Here is a 15,627-nt window from a genome sequence, read left to right as displayed (position 1 = left end):
TCAGTCCTTCAGGCTTTCTTCGCGCAGGCCGTCGGCCAGCAGGTTCAGACCGAGCACGAGGCTCATCAGCGCAAACGCGGGCGGAAGGGCGGGGTGCGGATAGATCGTCAGAAGGCGGCGGCCCTCGTTGATCGTCGAGCCCCAGTCAGGGCTTTCCGGGCTGACGCCGAGGCCGAAGAACCCGAGGGTTCCCAGTAGGATCGTCGTGTAGCCGATCCGCAGGCAGAAATCGACGATCAGCGGCCCGCGGGCATTGGGCAGGATCTCCCACAGCATGATGTACCACGGCCCCTCGCCGCGGGTCTGGCCGGCGGCCACGTAATCGCGCGTCTTGATGTCCAGCACGATGCCGCGAACGATACGGAACACCGTGGGGCTGTTCACGAAAACCACCGAGACGAAGACGATCAGGATGTTGCCCGGCATCGAGATCAGGCCGAGCGGGTCGGCGTTGAAGGCCAGCCCCGAATAGAGCCAGAACCCGATCACCAGCGAGATGCCGATATAGGCCAACCTTTTCGTCGGCTGCATGTGATAGCGCGAGTTGAACAGCACCACGAAGAAGATGATCGGGAACAGGAACAGCACCGCGGCCATGTAGGTCGGGATACCGGCATCCACGATCTCGGGGGTCACCAGCAGGTAGAACAGCAGGATCACCGGGAAGGCCAGCACGAGGTTGGCGATGAAGGTCAGGACCGTGTCCAGCTTGCCGCCGAAATACCCCGCAGGCAGGCCAAGCGTGATCCCCACCATGAAGGCGAACAGCGTCGCCGCCGGGGCGATCTTGAGCACTTCGCGCGCGCCCATGACCATGCGGCTGAACACGTCGCGGCCAAGGTTGTCGCCGCCCAGCAGGTAATACAGATATGCCCCGTCATCCGGGTTGGGCAGCGGTGTTCCCGGCACCTCGTTGCGCATCTGGCTGATCACGTCGATCGGGCCGAAGGTGATGATCGTCCCCGCGAAGATCGCGGTGAACATCCAGAACATCACGAGGCCGAAGCCGATCATGCCGATCAGGCTGTCGAAGAGCTTGCCGTAAAGGCCCAGCTTGCGCTTGAAGGTGATCGACAGGGCAAAGAGCACGATCAACGCAATCCAGACCGGCAGGAATTGCCGCCCCATCGCGCCGAGGATGCCTTGATCCATCGGGTCCGACTGCACCAACCCGCCGATGATGTAGGCGAGGCAACAGGCGAGAAATAGCAGCACCGCGTATTTCATCGCCATCAGTGCATAGTCGACGGGGGTGCGGTTGATGGTCAGCGTGTGGTCCGCGTTGATCTGGACTTCCCCGGCCTGTTGCCCGGCGAGGGTCAGGACGAAGTTGGCGATCAGGCCAACCAGGAACACGGCCAGCGCGGCCAGCATCAGCGGGTTCAGGATGGGGCCAAGCGCGCCAGTCCATGTCAGAGGGTCCATGGGCACTCTCCCTTACGAAATGCGGATGCGCGGGTTGAGGAAGACATAGCCGATATCCGAGATCAGCTGCGTCACCAGAACCACGAAGACGGCGACGATCGAACAGGCCAGAAGCAGCTCGATATCGTTGTTCGAGGCCGCCTGCACCAGCGTCCAGCCAAAGCCATTATAGTTGAACAGGGTCTCGACGATCACGACCCCGGTCAGCAGCCACGGGAATTGCAGCATGATGACCGTGAAGGGCGCGATCAGCGCGTTCCTGAGCGCGTGCTTCAGCACGATGTTGCGGAAGCTGACGCCCTTCAGGCGCGCGGTGCGGATGTACTGGGCCGTCATCACCTCGGCCATCGAGGCGCGCGTCATCCGCGCGATATAGCCCATGCCGTAAAGCGCGATGGTCATCACCGGCAGGGTGAAGTTCCAGAACGTCACGTCGTCCATCGCCGAGCGGGCCGAGCCGAGGAAAAGCGTGCGCCCCTCGATCCAGCCCATCTCGGACAGCCACGGCGAGATGCCGGCGGTCGAGGAAGCGAGGAGCACGATGAAGATCACGCCCGACACGTATTCCGGCGTCGCGGTCGAGGCGATCGAGACGGTCGAGAGCGATCGGTCGAGGCGCGAGCCTTCCTTCATTCCGGCCAGAACGCCGATGATCAGCGCGGCCGGCACCATGACCGCGAAGGCCCAGAACATCAGCACTCCCGTCAGGGCGAGGCGTCCGCCGATGATGTTGGACACCTCGTCATCGGACACGGTCGAGTAGCCGAGATCGCCTTGCAGAAGGCCGCAGAAGGTCGGGGCCTCCTCGGCGGGGGTCGCGGCGTCGATGCAGCGGCCCGTGAGCTCTCCGTCCGGGCCTTCGCGCGTCCAGCCCGGCACCACGCCCAGCCATTCGCCGTAGCGCACGATCAGCGGGCCGCCATAGCCGTTGCGGTCCAGCCAGCTGGCGACCTCGGCATCGGTCATCCGCGCGTTGCCTTGCGTTTTCGCAAGCTTTTCGAGGTTCGGGTAGAGGTTCGTGAGGAAGAACACCACGAAGGTGAGGCAGAGCGCCGTCAGGATCATCACGCCGAAACGGCGGAGAATGAAAAGTCCCATGTGTATCCCTGTCTGTCCGGGTGTCGCGGCCTCCGGGCCGCGGTCCCGATGGTCGGACCTCTTCTTGGCGAGGGTCCTGTTGATCTGGATCGGGTCCCGCCGGGACTGGCGGGAAAGGGGCGGCCCGGCAGGACCGCCCCGATGGTCAGGTCGAGATCAGGCTTCGATGCCCATGTAGTGGACGTTGATCTCGAATTTCGGATGCATGTCGGCGTTGATGACCTCTGGCTTGTGGTGCCGGAAGAGCGACCGCCAATAGGGCTGCAACGTGACGGCGTCCTCTTGCAGGATGCTTTCCAGCTGCGCCATCACCTCGCTGCGGGCCTCGGCGTCGAGGATGCCGTTGGCCTGGTCCAGAAGCGCGTCGAATTCCGGGTTCGCATAGCCGAACTCGTTCCACGCCACGCCAGAACGATAGGCGAGGTTGTAGATGATCACGCCCAGTTCGCGGTGGTTCCAGTTCGTCGAGCTGAACGGATAGGTCGTCCAGTCGTTCCAGAAGGTCGAGCCGGGGATGACGGTCCGTTCCACGTTGAAGCCCGCGTCGCGCAGCTGTGCCGCCACGGCGTCGGTCGTGTTGCGGCGATAATCGTCGTCGATCGACACGATCTCGAACACGTGGTCGGCGTGGCCGGATTCCTCGAGCATCGCGTAGGCTGCATCCGGGTCCACGGTCAGCGGCGGCAGTTCCGCGTATTCCGGGTGGATCGGGCAGACATGGTGATGCTCGCCGAGGGTGCCCTGGCCATTGATGCCGAGGTCGAGACAGACCTGCGGGTCGACCGCCATCTGGATCGCCTTGCGCACCATCTGGTTGTCATAGGGCTCCGAGTTCTGGTTCGGACGGATGACCACGGTGGCCGCCGTCGTCACTTCCGACTGCGTCCAGCCGATGGCCGAGAAGAGATCGATGAATTCGCCAACCGTTTCATAGGTCATGTCGAATTCGTCGGCTTCGGCACCGGCAAACCAGGCCGCCGGGTCCTGGCCCAGGTCGATGAAGATCACCTCGTCGAGATAAGCATTCCCCCAGTATTCGTGATCCGGGTTCTTCTCGAGCCGGGCCTGAACGCCGACCTCGTAATCGGTGATGCGATAGGCGCCGGTGCCCACGCCATGATCCAGCGGGTTCGTCCCGATCAGGTCGCGATGCTGCACGGCAGACGGGTAGTCGGCGATGCCGGGCACGAGGGTGATGTCAGGCGCGGGGTAGGTGATGCGCACGGTCAGCGGATCGACAACCTCGATCGCGCCTTCGCGGGCGACGCCCGTGTCGGGATCGACCAGACCGCCCATCCGGGCCGCCATGGAGTTGCCCTCGACGGTCGAGTCGCACCAGCCGATGAAATTCGCCGCCACGTCCTCGGCGGTGAAGTCGTCGCCGTTGTTCCACTTCACGCCTTCGCGCAGGCGCAGCGTGTAAACGGTTGCATCCTCGTTGGCTTCCCAGCTGTCGAGAAGGACGCCGCCGAACGAGCCGTCGGCATTGTACTCGATCAGGTATTCGAGAAGGCCGCGGCTGACATTGCCCATCTGCGACCAGTCATAGGTGCGCGGGTCCTTCAGGGCGCGCACTTCCATCTGGATGCGCAGCGTACCACCCATCGGCGGCGTCGCGCGATGCGCCTCTGCGGCAACCGGCGTTGCGCCGATCAGCGAATAGGCCGCGGCGGCGCTGACGCCGAGCGCGGTCGAGCGCACGAGGAATTCGCGGCGGCTGAGTTTGCCGTCCTTGTATTCCTGGGCGTACATCTCGGCGACCGGATGGGTCGCGAGGCCGCGGTGCTGTGTGTCCGTCATGTATGTCGTCTCCCTGTGACGTATTGCGTGTTCTTTTTTATCGGTGGCTCGGGTGTTGTGGCTGTGGTCCGCGGCGCTGTTCGTGCTGCATCCCGACTGTCAGGCAGAACCTCCGATCCTCTGCTCCATTGGTGCGTGGACTGACCGTTGCGTCAACGGTAAGTCGCGACCTGAAATTGTCCAATTGCGACATCAATATCGAAGAAAAACGACATTGACCACCGAAGCAACTCAATTCTCTGGTCGGAAACGGTCGATGCGCGGCTTACGCGCGGCGGGCCGGGGTGCGAAACTCGGACGGCGTTTGCCCGGTGGCCTGCGAAAACGCCCGCGTGAAATAGGCCGCCGAGGAAAAGCCCAGATGCTCGGCGATTTCGCGGGCGGGCATGTCGGTGTCGATCAGCAGGCGCCGGGCCTCGGACATGATCCGTTCGACCAGAAGCGCATGGGCCGGGCGCCCCGATGCTTCGCGACAGACGCGCGACAGATGCGTGGGGGTCACCTGCAATTGCGCCGCGTAATCCGCAACGCCCTTGCCGGTGCGAAACTGCGCCTCCATCCGTTCGGCGAAGAGTTCCACCAGGCGGTGGCTTTTCTCGCGCAGGACGCTGCCTTCCTGCCGGGTCAATTCACGCGCGATCCAGACCGACACCAGCAGCGAATAGGCCGTCAGGGCACGGTCCATGGCCGGGGCCTGCGCCGCAAGCTCGCGTTCGATCTTTTCGAGATGGCTGGTGAGGTTGCCCTGCGCCTCGATGTTCGAGACGCGCAAGTGCAGCGGATCGTTCGGCACGCCAAGGCTTTCATCGGGTGGCAGGCACAGCTCCAGCCCCTGCGTCTGTGAGGGGAGTTCCAACGCCAGCTGGCAGCGCGCGGGCACGAACACCGCCGTATTCGGACCATAGCCGCGCGTGATCCCGTTCACGGTGATCCGGCCTTGCCCGCGCGTGATCCAGTAAAGCCGGTGACGCGGGCTGGAATGCAGCAGCTCCAGCTTCCACGCGCCCTGCATCCGCAGCTTTCCCAGCGACAGGACGGAATGGACGAGAGGGCGGCGGGAATGTTCGAACATGCGCTAACGCTACGCTTCTGCGCGGCGATGGCAAGCCGGGAAGCAAGCCCTTGTCATGGCAGGCGGATCTTTTCCCAATCGCCCATCCGGGCCCGGAACCACGTGCGCTGGCGCTTGGCATATTGGCGGCTGGCGATGATGGCGGCCTCGCGCGCCTCGTCCAGTGTCATCCGCCCCTGCAAATGCGCGATCAACTCGGGCGCGCCGATGGCTTTGCGCGCGCCGCCCGCCCTGTCCCAGCGATCGAGATTGGCGCGGGCCTCCTCAAGGGCACCCTGCGCCAGCATCTGGTCGAAGCGGTGCGCAATCCGGTCGGCCAGCCAGTCGCGGTCGGCGTCGAGCAGCAAGGCCCGGGCCTGCGCGCGCGGAAGAAGCGGCGGGTCGGTTTCGTCCTGCCACGCGCTCAAGGGCTTGCCGGTCGCGCGCCACACCTCCCAGCCGCGCTGCACCCGCGCGCGGTTGGCCCGGTCGATGCGCCCCGCCAGCACCGGGTCCACGCGATCCAGCTCCGACAGGAGGGACTGCGCATCCATCGCATCGGCCTCGGCGCGGACCGCCTGCGGAACCGGGGGAATCTCGGCCAGCCCCTCGGTCAAGGCCCGGAAATAGAGGCCGGTCCCCCCCACGATGACGGGCCGCTGCGGGCCGTCGAGGATCGGTTTGAGATCGCGCAGCCACGCCCCCACGGAATACTCCGCCTCGAACGGCACGTGACCGTAAAGCGCGTGGGGCAGGGCGGCTTCCTCCTCGACCGACGGGCGCGCGGTCAACACCCGCCAGCCGTCATAGACCTGCAACGCATCGGCATTCACGATCACCCCGCCGCCCTCGGAGACGATCCGGTGGGCCAGGGCCGATTTGCCCGAGGCCGTCGGCCCGGCGATCAGGACCGGCTGGTCGGAGGGGGTGCTGTCAAGCGTGGTCAAGGTGGTGTGGCCGTTTTTTCATCTGGCCCGCACGGCGCGCCGCAGGGCGTTGAACCGCGCCCGGTTTTAGACCATGTTGCGCCGAACTCAATCACCGCCGGCCTGACCATCGCCGAAAGGCCGCCAAAGGATGCTGCCACCATGTCCGACACAACGCCCGCCTCGCCTGTCCAAGTTTCAGTTGATCCTCTCTACGACCGCGTGATGCTGAAGATCTCGGGTGAGGCGCTGATGGGGGATCAGGGGTTCGGCCTGCACCCGCCAACGGTCGAGCGCATCGCGCGCGAGGTGAAGTCGGTGCACGACCTCGGCGTCGAAATCTGCATGGTGATCGGCGGCGGCAACATTTTCCGCGGCCTGCAAGGCAGCGCGCAGGGGATGGAGCGCACGACGGCCGACTACATGGGGATGCTGGCGACGGTGATGAATGCGCTGGCCATGCAGTCGGCGCTGGAATCGATGGGGGTCTTCACCCGGGTCATCAGCGCCATCCCGATGGACCAGGTTTGCGAGCCCTATATCCGCCGCCGCGCCGTGCGCCACCTCGAGAAAAAGCGCGTGGTGATCTTTGCCGCCGGAACCGGCAACCCGTATTTCACGACAGACACCGCCGCCACGCTGCGCGCCAACGAGATGAAATGCGAAGCGATCTTCAAGGGCACCAAGGTGGACGGGGTCTATGACAAGGACCCCAAGAAGCACGAAGACGCCAAGCGCTACGAGGAAATCAGCTATGACGAGGTGCTGGCCCAGCATCTCGGCGTGATGGACGCCTCGGCCATCGCGCTGGCGCGCGAAAACTCGACGCCGATCATCGTCTTCAGCCTCGATGAGCCGGGCGGGTTCCGGGGCATCCTCGCCGGGGAAGGCACGTACACCCGCGTCGGGGATTGAGCCACCACGCTGCCTCACGCGTCGGTTTTGCTCTCTCGCTTTGAAGGCCTGTGACCGCCGCGCGCCATCGCGCGGCGTTTTCCGTTTCCGTTCATCGAGCTACAATCGAGTTCTGGAAGTTTTCCACGGGGCGCGCTATCACCCCGGGCAAAGAGCCTGAAGAGGAGTGGGCAGACACCATGGCCGAGGATGAACTCGAGATCGATACCGATGACCTGCAGCGCCGCATGGACGGTGCACTGGCCGCGTTGCGCACGGAATTCGCGTCCCTCAGGACGGGCCGCGCATCCTCGCAGATGCTCGACCCCGTGATGGTCGAAGCGTATGGCCAGCCGACCCCGATCAACCAGGTCGGAACCGTGAACGTCCCGGAACCGCGCATGGTCACGATCAACGTCTGGGACAAGTCGATGGTCGGCAAGGTCGAGAAAGCCATCCGCGAAAGCGGCCTTGGCATCAACCCGCAGCTGAACGGCACCATCATCATGCTCCCAATCCCGGAGCTGAACGAGGAACGCCGCCGCGAACTGACCAAAGTGGCCGCGCAATATGCCGAACACGCCCGCGTCGCCATTCGCAACGTGCGGCGCGACGGCATGGACCAGGTGAAGAAGGCCAAGGCCGCCGGCATGTCGGAAGATGACCAGAAGCTCTGGGAAGCCGAGGTGCAGGAAATGACCGATGCGCATATCGCCAAGGTCGATGAGGCGCTGGAAAACAAGCAGCAAGAGATCATGCAGGTCTGAGCGCTTGCTTTCGGCAGTCAGCCCGGCTGCCCACCACGCGCCCGAGCCCTCTCAGGACAGGATCCCCAGCCATGACCGACACATCGCCCACGCATGTGGCCATCATCATGGACGGCAATGGCCGTTGGGCGCAGATGCGCAATCGCCCGCGTTTGATCGGCCATCACGCCGGCGCGCGGCGGGTCAAGGAAATCGTGCGGTCCTGTCCCGAGTTGGGGGTGGATTACCTGACCGTCTTTGCCTTCTCGACCGAGAACTGGAAACGGACCCAGACCGAGGTCGCGGGGCTCATGCGGCTGTTCAAGCGCTACATCCGCCGCGAGGCACAGTCGCTGTTCGATGAAAATGTCTGCGTGCGGTTCATCGGGGATCGCGTCCGGCTGGAGCCGACGCTGGTCGATCTGATGGACGGGCTCGAACTGATGACGGCCGAGAATACCGGCACCAACCTGACAATCGCGCTGAATTACGGCGGCCGGGACGAAGTCACCCGCGCGGCGCGGCGCCTGGCCAATGACGTCAAGATGGGCAAGCTCGACCCGCGCAAGATCTGCGACGAGACCTTCCCGCGCTATCTCGATACCCATGTCCTGCCCGACCCGGACCTTGTGATCCGCACCAGCGGCGAGGCGCGCATCTCGAATTTCCTCCTGTGGCAGTCGGCCTATTCGGAATACGAGTTCATCGACACGCTCTGGCCCGACTTCACCCCCGAGGTTTTCGCCGAAGTGCTGGAACGCTTCGGAACGCGCGAGCGTCGTTTCGGCGCGGTGCTGGTCTGAAGTGCCCATGTCGCTGTCGCGCGACAGTTTCTCCGACCTTCTGACCCGGCTCGTCACAGGTGTGCTGATTGCGGCCGTCGGGTTGGCCGCGGTCTGGGCGGGGCATCCCTGGTTCAGCCTGCTGGTCGTCGCGATCGTGGCGGTCCTGATCTGGGAACTGGCGCGGATGCTGGATGCCGGCCCCAAGCGGTCGCTGATGCTTGGTGGCTTGGCGGCGGGCCTGCTTCTGGCGGCCAAGCTTCTGCCGGTGGGGCTGGGTCTGCCGCTTCTGATGCTGGCCGGGATCGCGGGGATCGGCGTGCTCGACCGCAACCGCACGCTGTTCCTGGTGCTGACGGTTCTGATCATGCTGGCCAGTTTCGGCCTGATGATCCACCGCGACGAGTTCGGCGTGACATGGATGCTGTGGCTGGTTCTCGTGGTCGCCGTGACGGATATTTTCGGCTATTTCGCCGGGCGCATTTTCGGCGGCCCCAAGTTCTGGCCCCGCGTCAGCCCTAAGAAAACCTGGTCGGGAACGACGGCGGGCTGGATCGGCGCGGCTGTTGTCGGCTGGGCCTTCATGGCGGTCACGAACTCGGGCATCGAGTTGATCGGCGTCTCGGTGGCGCTGTCGATGGCCAGCCAGATGGGGGATATCGCGGAATCGGCGGTCAAGCGCCGCGCCGGGGTCAAGGACAGTTCGGCCCTTTTGCCCGGACATGGCGGTCTTTGGGACCGGTTCGACGGAATGTTGGGGGCGGCGCTGGTGCTGTTGATCGTGGAAAGCCTGACCCGGTTCCCGCCCGTTCCCGGAGGGATGTAACCAGAATGCGTAGGGTCAGTATTTTCGGGGCCACCGGCTCGATTGGGCAGAACACGGTCGATCTGATCGCGCGCGACCCGGACGCCTATGACGTCGTCGCGTTGACCGGCGGCGCGAATATCGCGCAACTGGCCGAGGATGCGAAACGGCTGGGCGCCGACCTTGCGGTCACCTGTTACGAGGATCGCCTCGAAGACCTGCGCGCCGCGCTGGACGGATCGGGCGTCGAGGCCGCAGCCGGGCAGGGGGCCTTGACCGAGGCCGCGGACCGGCCCGCCGATTGGATCATGTCGGCCATCGTCGGCGCGGCGGGCCTGGCACCGGGGTTTCGCGCCTTGCGTCACGGAACGACGCTGGCCCTGGCGAACAAGGAAAGCCTTGTCACCGCGGGCCCGCTTCTTCTGGCCGAGGGCCGCGCGCATGGCGCCACGATCCTGCCGGTCGACAGTGAACACTCCGCCGTCTTCCAGGCACTGGTGGGCGAGGAGATGGACGCCGTCGAGCGGATCATCATCACCGCTTCGGGCGGGGGCCTGCGCGATTGGCCGCTGGAGGCGCTGGCCCAGGCCACCGTGGCCGATGCCGGCGCGCACCCGAACTGGGACATGGGGCAGCGCATCACCATCGACAGCGCGTCGATGTTCAACAAGGCGATGGAACTGATTGAAACCAAGGAGTTCTTCGGCGTCGGCCCCGAAAAGATCGAGGCCGTGGTGCATCCTCAATCCATCGTCCACGCCCTTGTCGGCTTCACCGACGGCGCGCTCATGGCGCATCTGGGCGCGCCCGACATGCGCCACGCCATCGGCTACGCCTTGAACTGGCCCGAGCGGCGCGACCTGCCCGTCAACCGCATCGACCTTGCGCAGATCGCGACGCTGGAATTCCGCGCGCCGGATTTGCGGCGCTACCCCGCGCTCGGCATCGCGCAGGCCGTCATGGAAACCGGCGGGCGCGCGGGCTGCATCTTCAACGCGGCCAAGGAAATCGCGCTCGATGGCTTCATCGCGGGCCGGATCGGGTTCATGGACATGTCCGGCATCGTCGAGGCCACCCTTGACGCGATGTCGACGGAATTCAGCCTCACAATTCCCCCATCTACCCTTGAGGAGGTGCTGGAAGTGGACCACATGGCACGAGACCGTGCGTGGTCCTGCATCAATCAGAAGGAGACAGCCTGAGTCATGGAGTTCATTCCCGATTTCGGCGGGTTCGCCTTCACCCTGATCGCGTTCATCGCGGCGCTTTCGATCATCGTGGCGATCCATGAGTACGGCCACTACATCGTCGGGCGCTGGTCGGGCATCCATGCGGAGGTGTTCTCGCTTGGCTTCGGGCCGGTCCTGTTCAGCCGTGTCGACAGGCGCGGCACCAAGTGGCAGGTCGCGGCGCTGCCCTTTGGCGGATACGTGAAATTCCTCGGCGATTCCGATGCAGCCAGCGGCAAGAACGCGGCGGCCATCGACGCGCTGGATGTCGACGAACGGCGCAGGTCCATGCATGGCGCGCCGCTGTGGGCACGGGCCGCGACCGTCGCGGCCGGGCCGGTCTTCAATTTCATCCTGTCCATCGCGATTTTCGCCAGTGTCCTGATGATTGCCGGGCGGCCGGTCGAGGCGCCCATCGTGGGGACACCCGCCGCACTGCCTGCCGAGATGGTGACCCTGGACGAGGGCGATCGTATCCTCTCGATCGAAGGCGAGCCGGTGGAAACGCTGGCCGATGTCTACACGGTCGCCCGCGCCCTGGAGCCGACCCCGACCGTCGATTACATCGTCGAGAGGGGCGGAGACGAAGTGGCCGTGACGGCCTCGTTCCCGCTGCTGCCCATCGTGCAGTCTGTCACGCCGCAATCTGCCGCCATAGCCGCGGGGATCGAGGAAGGTGACGTGATCCAGGCGATTGACGGAGTGGCCGTCCACGCCTTTTCCCAGCTCCGCGAAGCGGTGGACGCGTCGGCTGGCGATCCGCTGGACCTGACCGTGTGGCGCGCGGGGGACACGCTCGACATAACCCTGTCACCGCGCCGTACCGATTTGCCGCTGGTCGATGGCGGGTTCGAAACCCGCTGGCTGATCGGCATTGCCGGTGGCCTGATCTTCGATCCGGTGACCGAACGTGTCGGACCGGGGAGCGCGCTCATGGCCGGCGCCGAGCAGACGATCTTCGTCATCCGCTCGTCGCTATCGGGCCTGTGGCACATGATCACCGGCGCGATTTCGTCGTGCAATCTGCAAGGGCCCATCGGCATCGCCGAGACCAGCGGCGCGGCGGCCAGCCAGGGCCTCGACGATTTCATCTGGTTCATTGCCGTGTTGTCGACCGCCGTGGGTTTGCTGAACCTGTTTCCGATCCCCGTGCTGGATGGCGGCCACCTGGTCTTCCACGCTTACGAGGCCGTGGCGGGCAAGCCGCCGTCGGACAAGGCGTTGCGCATCTTCATGACGGCGGGTCTTACCCTGCTTCTGTCCCTGATGCTGTTCGCATTGACCAACGATCTCTTCTGTCCGTAAGCGCCTTTGGCCCGCCCGCTCTCCGCTAAATCGTCGCCGCGAAGCCATAATCGTGCCACGTTCCGCGACCATTAACCCTCTGTAAACGCATCGTCAGAAGGAGGGCGTCATGAAACTCATGAGCGAAAGCTATCGCGGGCTGTCCCTGTTCGTTCGTCTCAACACGGACCGGCTGCTTGTGCCCGTTCTGATCGTTGCCGCGCTGACCCTCGCCGGCTGGGCGGTGTCGCTCCTTCAGGTCATCTGATCGAGGTCGGGCGACTCGCCCGGTTTCAGCGCCGAAGTTTCTGAAATCACGTCAAGTCCCCCTGCTCGGACGCGTCCGTGCGGGGCTGTTTTCGTGCCGCTACGGCCACAGGTTGTGATAAAGGCACGCCAGGACCCAATCCCTGCTCACCATCGTTTTGACAACCCGTCGCCTAGTAGCTAGGCAGTTCATGTCTGCAAGAATTCTAGGGGTTGGATTCGATGATCCGGCATGTCCGCGTTTTGATCGCCGTTTTGGCTTCCCGACTTTTGGTCGTGAAGGATGCCTCGCCTCGAATTCCAGCCTTCTCGACCGGCGCCATGGCAATTGCGATGGCGGTCGCCCTCGCTCCGGTGACGGCGCAGGCACAGAATTTCCGGTTCTCGAATTTCGTTGTCGAAGGGAACCAGCGGATCCAGTCGGATACGATCCTGGCCTATGCAGGGATCGAGCCCGGCACCGCGGTCAGCGCCGCACAGGTCAACGACGCGTTGCAGCGGTTGCAGACGACTGGCCTCTTCGAAGAGGTCGAGATCCTGCCGCGCGGCAACACGCTCGTCATTCAGGTGCGCGAATACCCGGCGATCAACCGGATCGCGATCGAGGGGAACCGCCGTCTCGATGACGAAGATCTTCTGGCCCAGATCGAGTCGGCGCCGCGCCGCGTCTACTCGCCCGCCGTGGCCGAGGCGGATGCCGCGATCATCGCAGACGCCTACCGTCAGTCCGGTCGCCTGACGGCGACGGTGAACCCCGTCATCATCCGCCGCGAAGATAACCGCGTTGACCTGGTTTTCGAGGTCAGCGAAGGCCGCGTCGTAGAAACCGAGCGGATCGCCTTCGTTGGCAACCGCGAATACTCCGACCGCCGCTTGCGCCAGGTGCTCGAAAGCACGCAGGCCGGCATTTTCCGTGCCATCATCCGGTCGGACACGTTCATCGACGACCGCATCGCGCTGGACCGCGAGCTTCTGACGAATTTCTACCTTGATCGCGGCTATGTCGATTTCGAGATCCTGTCCGTGACGCCGGAACTCTCGCGTGATCGCGGTGCCTATTTCGTCACCTTCAACATCCGCGAAGGCCAGAGCTTCGATATCGGGCGTGTCTCGGTCGTGTCCGAGATCCCCGAAGCCGATGCCAACGAGTATCGCTCGGTGATCCGCACGCGCGAAGGGGCCACCTACAGCCCGCGCATCATCGACAACGCGATCAGCCGGATGGAGAACCTGGCGACGCAACAGGGCCTGCGCTTTGTCCGCATCGAGCCGCGCATCACGCGCAACCCGGCCAGCCTGACTTTGGACGTCGAATACGTGATCTCGCGCGGCGAGCGCGTGTTCGTCGAGCGCATCGACATCGAAGGCAACGCCACGACGCTCGACCGGGTTATCCGTCGCCAGTTCGACACGGTGGAAGGCGACCCGTTCGACCCCCGTGCGATCCGTCAGGCTGCCGAACGCATCCGCGCCACGGGATTCTTCTCCGATGTGCAGGTCGAAGGACGCCAGGGCAGCTCGCCGCAACAGGTCGTGGTGGATGTCGACGTGGAGGAACAGCCGACCGGGTCGCTTGGCTTTACGGCCAACTACTCCACCGATAGCGGGCCGGGCCTTGCCGTGAACTTCGCGGAAAGCAATTTCCTCGGGCGGGGACAGCGGCTTGCCTTCGGGTTCAATACGGTTGCGGATTCCCAAAGCGTGAACTTCTCCTTCATCGAGCCGAATTTCATGGCGCGCGATGTGGGGCTGGGTCTGTCCGCCGGCTACACGGTGACCGATGACGACGATCTGACCTATGACACCGAGCGGGTCTCGCTGGGAACGTCCGTCAGCTTCCCGGTGAGCGAGATGGGACGTCTGCGCCTGTCTTACGATCTTGAATGGGACGATATCTCGATCAACGATCCGACCGAGACCTCGGATATCATTCAGGCAGACGATGGGGATCGTCTCGCGTCGATCATCGGCCTGAGCTATACTTATGACAGCCGTGACGTCGGTCTGAACCCCAATGCCGGCGTCTTGCTGCGGGTAGGGGCAGAATACGCGGGCCTCGGCGGTGACGCCGAATTCCTGCGCGCCACCGCCCTGGCCATCGCCGAGACATCCGTCATGCGCGAAGAGGTGAACCTGCGGGCCAGCTTTGAAACGGGGGCTTTGTTCTCTCTCGATGGCGACAGCCGGCTGACCGACCGGTTCTTCCTCAGCTCCCGTCAGATGCGCGGCTACGAGTCCCGCAGCATCGGGCCGTACGATACCGCAACCGGAGAGGCGCTCGGCGGTAACTACATGGCTGTTGCCCGGTTCGAGGCTGGCTTCCCCATCGGGCTGCCCGATGAATACGGCATCACCGGCGGCGTGTTTTACGATATCGGGACCGTCTGGGGCCTGGACAACACGAATGGCGGCAACAGCACCGTTGGTGCAAGGAGTGTCGATGACGACCTGTATTGGCGTCAGGCCGTCGGTGTGTCGCTGTTCTGGGACAGCATCCTTGGTCCGCTGCGCTTCAACTTCAGCCACGCCTTCGGCGAGCAGAACACCGACGAAACGCAAGCCTTCGATTTCTCGGTCGAAGCGCGGTTCTGACCGGCACGACATGGGTCTTCTTGCGAAAACAGCCTCGGCCGCCATCTTGGCGGCCGCTGCTTTCTTGGCCGCCCCGCTGGCGGCCCAGGAAAGCGCAGCCCCCCCGCCGCAAGGTGGGGTGGTGGTGCTGAACCAGGAACAACTGGTGTCAGGCACGCGCTTCGGGCAACGCATTCAGCGCGAGTTGGAGGCGGCGTCTTCGGCCCTGTCCGCGCAAAACCGGCGCATCGAAGCGCAGTTGACCGAGGAAGAACTGGACCTCACGGAATTGCGCGACACCATGGCCCCCGAGGAATTCCGGGCCCTGGCCGATGAATTCGACACGCGTGTCGAGGAAATTCGCGCCGCGCAGGCGGCCAAGGCGCGGGATCTGCAGACGCAAGCCGAAGCGGCGCAAAGCCGCTTTTTCGAGTTGAGCTTTCCGATCCTGCTCGAACTGGTCCGCGACCGCGGCGCCGCCGTCCTGATGGACAGCCGCGCGGTGCTCCTGTCTGCCGAAAGCGTGGATATCACCGCCGCAGCCATCGTGCGGATTGACGGCGAACTTGGGGAAGGCGGGGATACACCGTTGATCTCGGTAGATGGGGTGTACCCGGTCGCGCCGGACAGCCCGGTCCTCCCGCAGGAGGACACCGACGTGCCGCCACCGGTCGAACTGGAAACCGACCCCGACGCCCCGTCGGGCGCAGAGGAGACCGAGTAGGCGCAGCCCTGCTTGTCGTGGCCCA

At 64.5% G+C, this 15,627-nt stretch carries 14 protein-coding genes; 9 read left to right on the top strand and 5 right to left on the bottom strand.

The features are described 5' to 3' along the window. The 5 genes from ABD923_RS18010 to miaA form a co-directional block, all read right to left on the bottom strand. Nucleotides 1-1,425, bottom strand: coding sequence for an ABC transporter permease (locus ABD923_RS18010; protein ID WP_259554115.1), 1,425 nt, complete (start codon nt 1,423-1,425; stop codon nt 1-3). 12 nt (nt 1,426-1,437) lie between these two features. Beyond that, complete coding sequence (locus ABD923_RS18005) at nt 1,438-2,523, bottom strand: ABC transporter permease (protein WP_259554116.1); 1,086 nt, start codon at nt 2,521-2,523, stop codon at nt 1,438-1,440. A gap of 156 nt (nt 2,524-2,679) precedes the next feature. After that, the gene (locus ABD923_RS18000) at nt 2,680-4,323 is read right to left on the bottom strand and encodes an ABC transporter substrate-binding protein (RefSeq protein ID WP_259554117.1); all 1,644 of its coding nucleotides are present in this window, start codon (nt 4,321-4,323) and stop codon (nt 2,680-2,682) included. Between the two features lie 265 nt (nt 4,324-4,588). Next, nucleotides 4,589-5,395 (bottom strand): AraC family transcriptional regulator, encoded by an 807-nt coding sequence (locus ABD923_RS17995; protein WP_259554118.1) that lies wholly within the window; start codon nt 5,393-5,395, stop codon nt 4,589-4,591. Between the two features lie 53 nt (nt 5,396-5,448). Next, nucleotides 5,449-6,321: a tRNA (adenosine(37)-N6)-dimethylallyltransferase MiaA gene (gene miaA / locus ABD923_RS17990; protein ID WP_259554119.1), complete on the bottom strand. Its 873-nt coding sequence runs from the start codon at nt 6,319-6,321 to the stop codon at nt 5,449-5,451. A 141-nt stretch (nt 6,322-6,462) separates the two neighbouring features. On the opposite strand from miaA, the gene pyrH reads away from it, so the two are divergent. The 9 genes from pyrH (at nt 6,463) to ABD923_RS17945 (ending at nt 15,602) form a co-directional block, all read left to right on the top strand. Further along, nucleotides 6,463-7,215, top strand: coding sequence for a UMP kinase (gene pyrH / locus ABD923_RS17985; RefSeq protein ID WP_222187167.1), 753 nt, complete (start codon nt 6,463-6,465; stop codon nt 7,213-7,215). A 179-nt stretch (nt 7,216-7,394) separates the two neighbouring features. Beyond that, the gene (frr, locus tag ABD923_RS17980; protein ID WP_222187168.1) at nt 7,395-7,961 is read left to right on the top strand and encodes a ribosome recycling factor; all 567 of its coding nucleotides are present in this window, start codon (nt 7,395-7,397) and stop codon (nt 7,959-7,961) included. Nucleotides 7,962-8,032: 71 nt separating this feature from the next. Beyond that, nucleotides 8,033-8,743, top strand: coding sequence for a polyprenyl diphosphate synthase (uppS, locus tag ABD923_RS17975; RefSeq protein ID WP_259554120.1), 711 nt, complete (start codon nt 8,033-8,035; stop codon nt 8,741-8,743). Nucleotides 8,744-8,750: 7 nt separating this feature from the next. Next, nucleotides 8,751-9,548 (top strand): phosphatidate cytidylyltransferase, encoded by a 798-nt coding sequence (locus ABD923_RS17970; protein WP_259554121.1) that lies wholly within the window; start codon nt 8,751-8,753, stop codon nt 9,546-9,548. Between the two features lie 5 nt (nt 9,549-9,553). Continuing rightward, nucleotides 9,554-10,729 carry a 1-deoxy-D-xylulose-5-phosphate reductoisomerase gene (dxr, locus tag ABD923_RS17965; protein WP_259554122.1) on the top strand — a complete coding sequence of 392 codons (1,176 nt, stop codon included), beginning with the start codon at nt 9,554-9,556 and terminating at the stop codon, nt 10,727-10,729. Nucleotides 10,730-10,732: 3 nt separating this feature from the next. Next, the gene (rseP, locus tag ABD923_RS17960; protein WP_259554123.1) at nt 10,733-12,061 is read left to right on the top strand and encodes an RIP metalloprotease RseP; all 1,329 of its coding nucleotides are present in this window, start codon (nt 10,733-10,735) and stop codon (nt 12,059-12,061) included. Between the two features lie 109 nt (nt 12,062-12,170). Beyond that, complete coding sequence (locus ABD923_RS17955) at nt 12,171-12,308, top strand: hypothetical protein (RefSeq protein WP_222187173.1); 138 nt, start codon at nt 12,171-12,173, stop codon at nt 12,306-12,308. 320 nt (nt 12,309-12,628) lie between these two features. Beyond that, the gene (bamA, locus tag ABD923_RS17950) at nt 12,629-14,899 is read left to right on the top strand and encodes an outer membrane protein assembly factor BamA (RefSeq protein ID WP_259554124.1); all 2,271 of its coding nucleotides are present in this window, start codon (nt 12,629-12,631) and stop codon (nt 14,897-14,899) included. A gap of 46 nt (nt 14,900-14,945) precedes the next feature. After that, on the top strand, nt 14,946-15,602 hold the full coding sequence (locus tag ABD923_RS17945; RefSeq protein WP_345229560.1) for an OmpH/Skp family outer membrane protein: 657 nt from the start codon (nt 14,946-14,948) through the stop codon (nt 15,600-15,602). Nucleotides 15,603-15,627 lie beyond the last annotated feature (25 nt).

Origin of the sequence: [Roseibacterium] beibuensis, assembly GCF_039542305.1 — a bacterium.
Lineage (GTDB): Bacteria > Pseudomonadota > Alphaproteobacteria > Rhodobacterales > Rhodobacteraceae > Roseibacterium > Roseibacterium beibuensis.
Note: the sequence above shows the minus strand (reverse complement) of the source record. Positions and strands in the feature narration are given on the sequence as shown.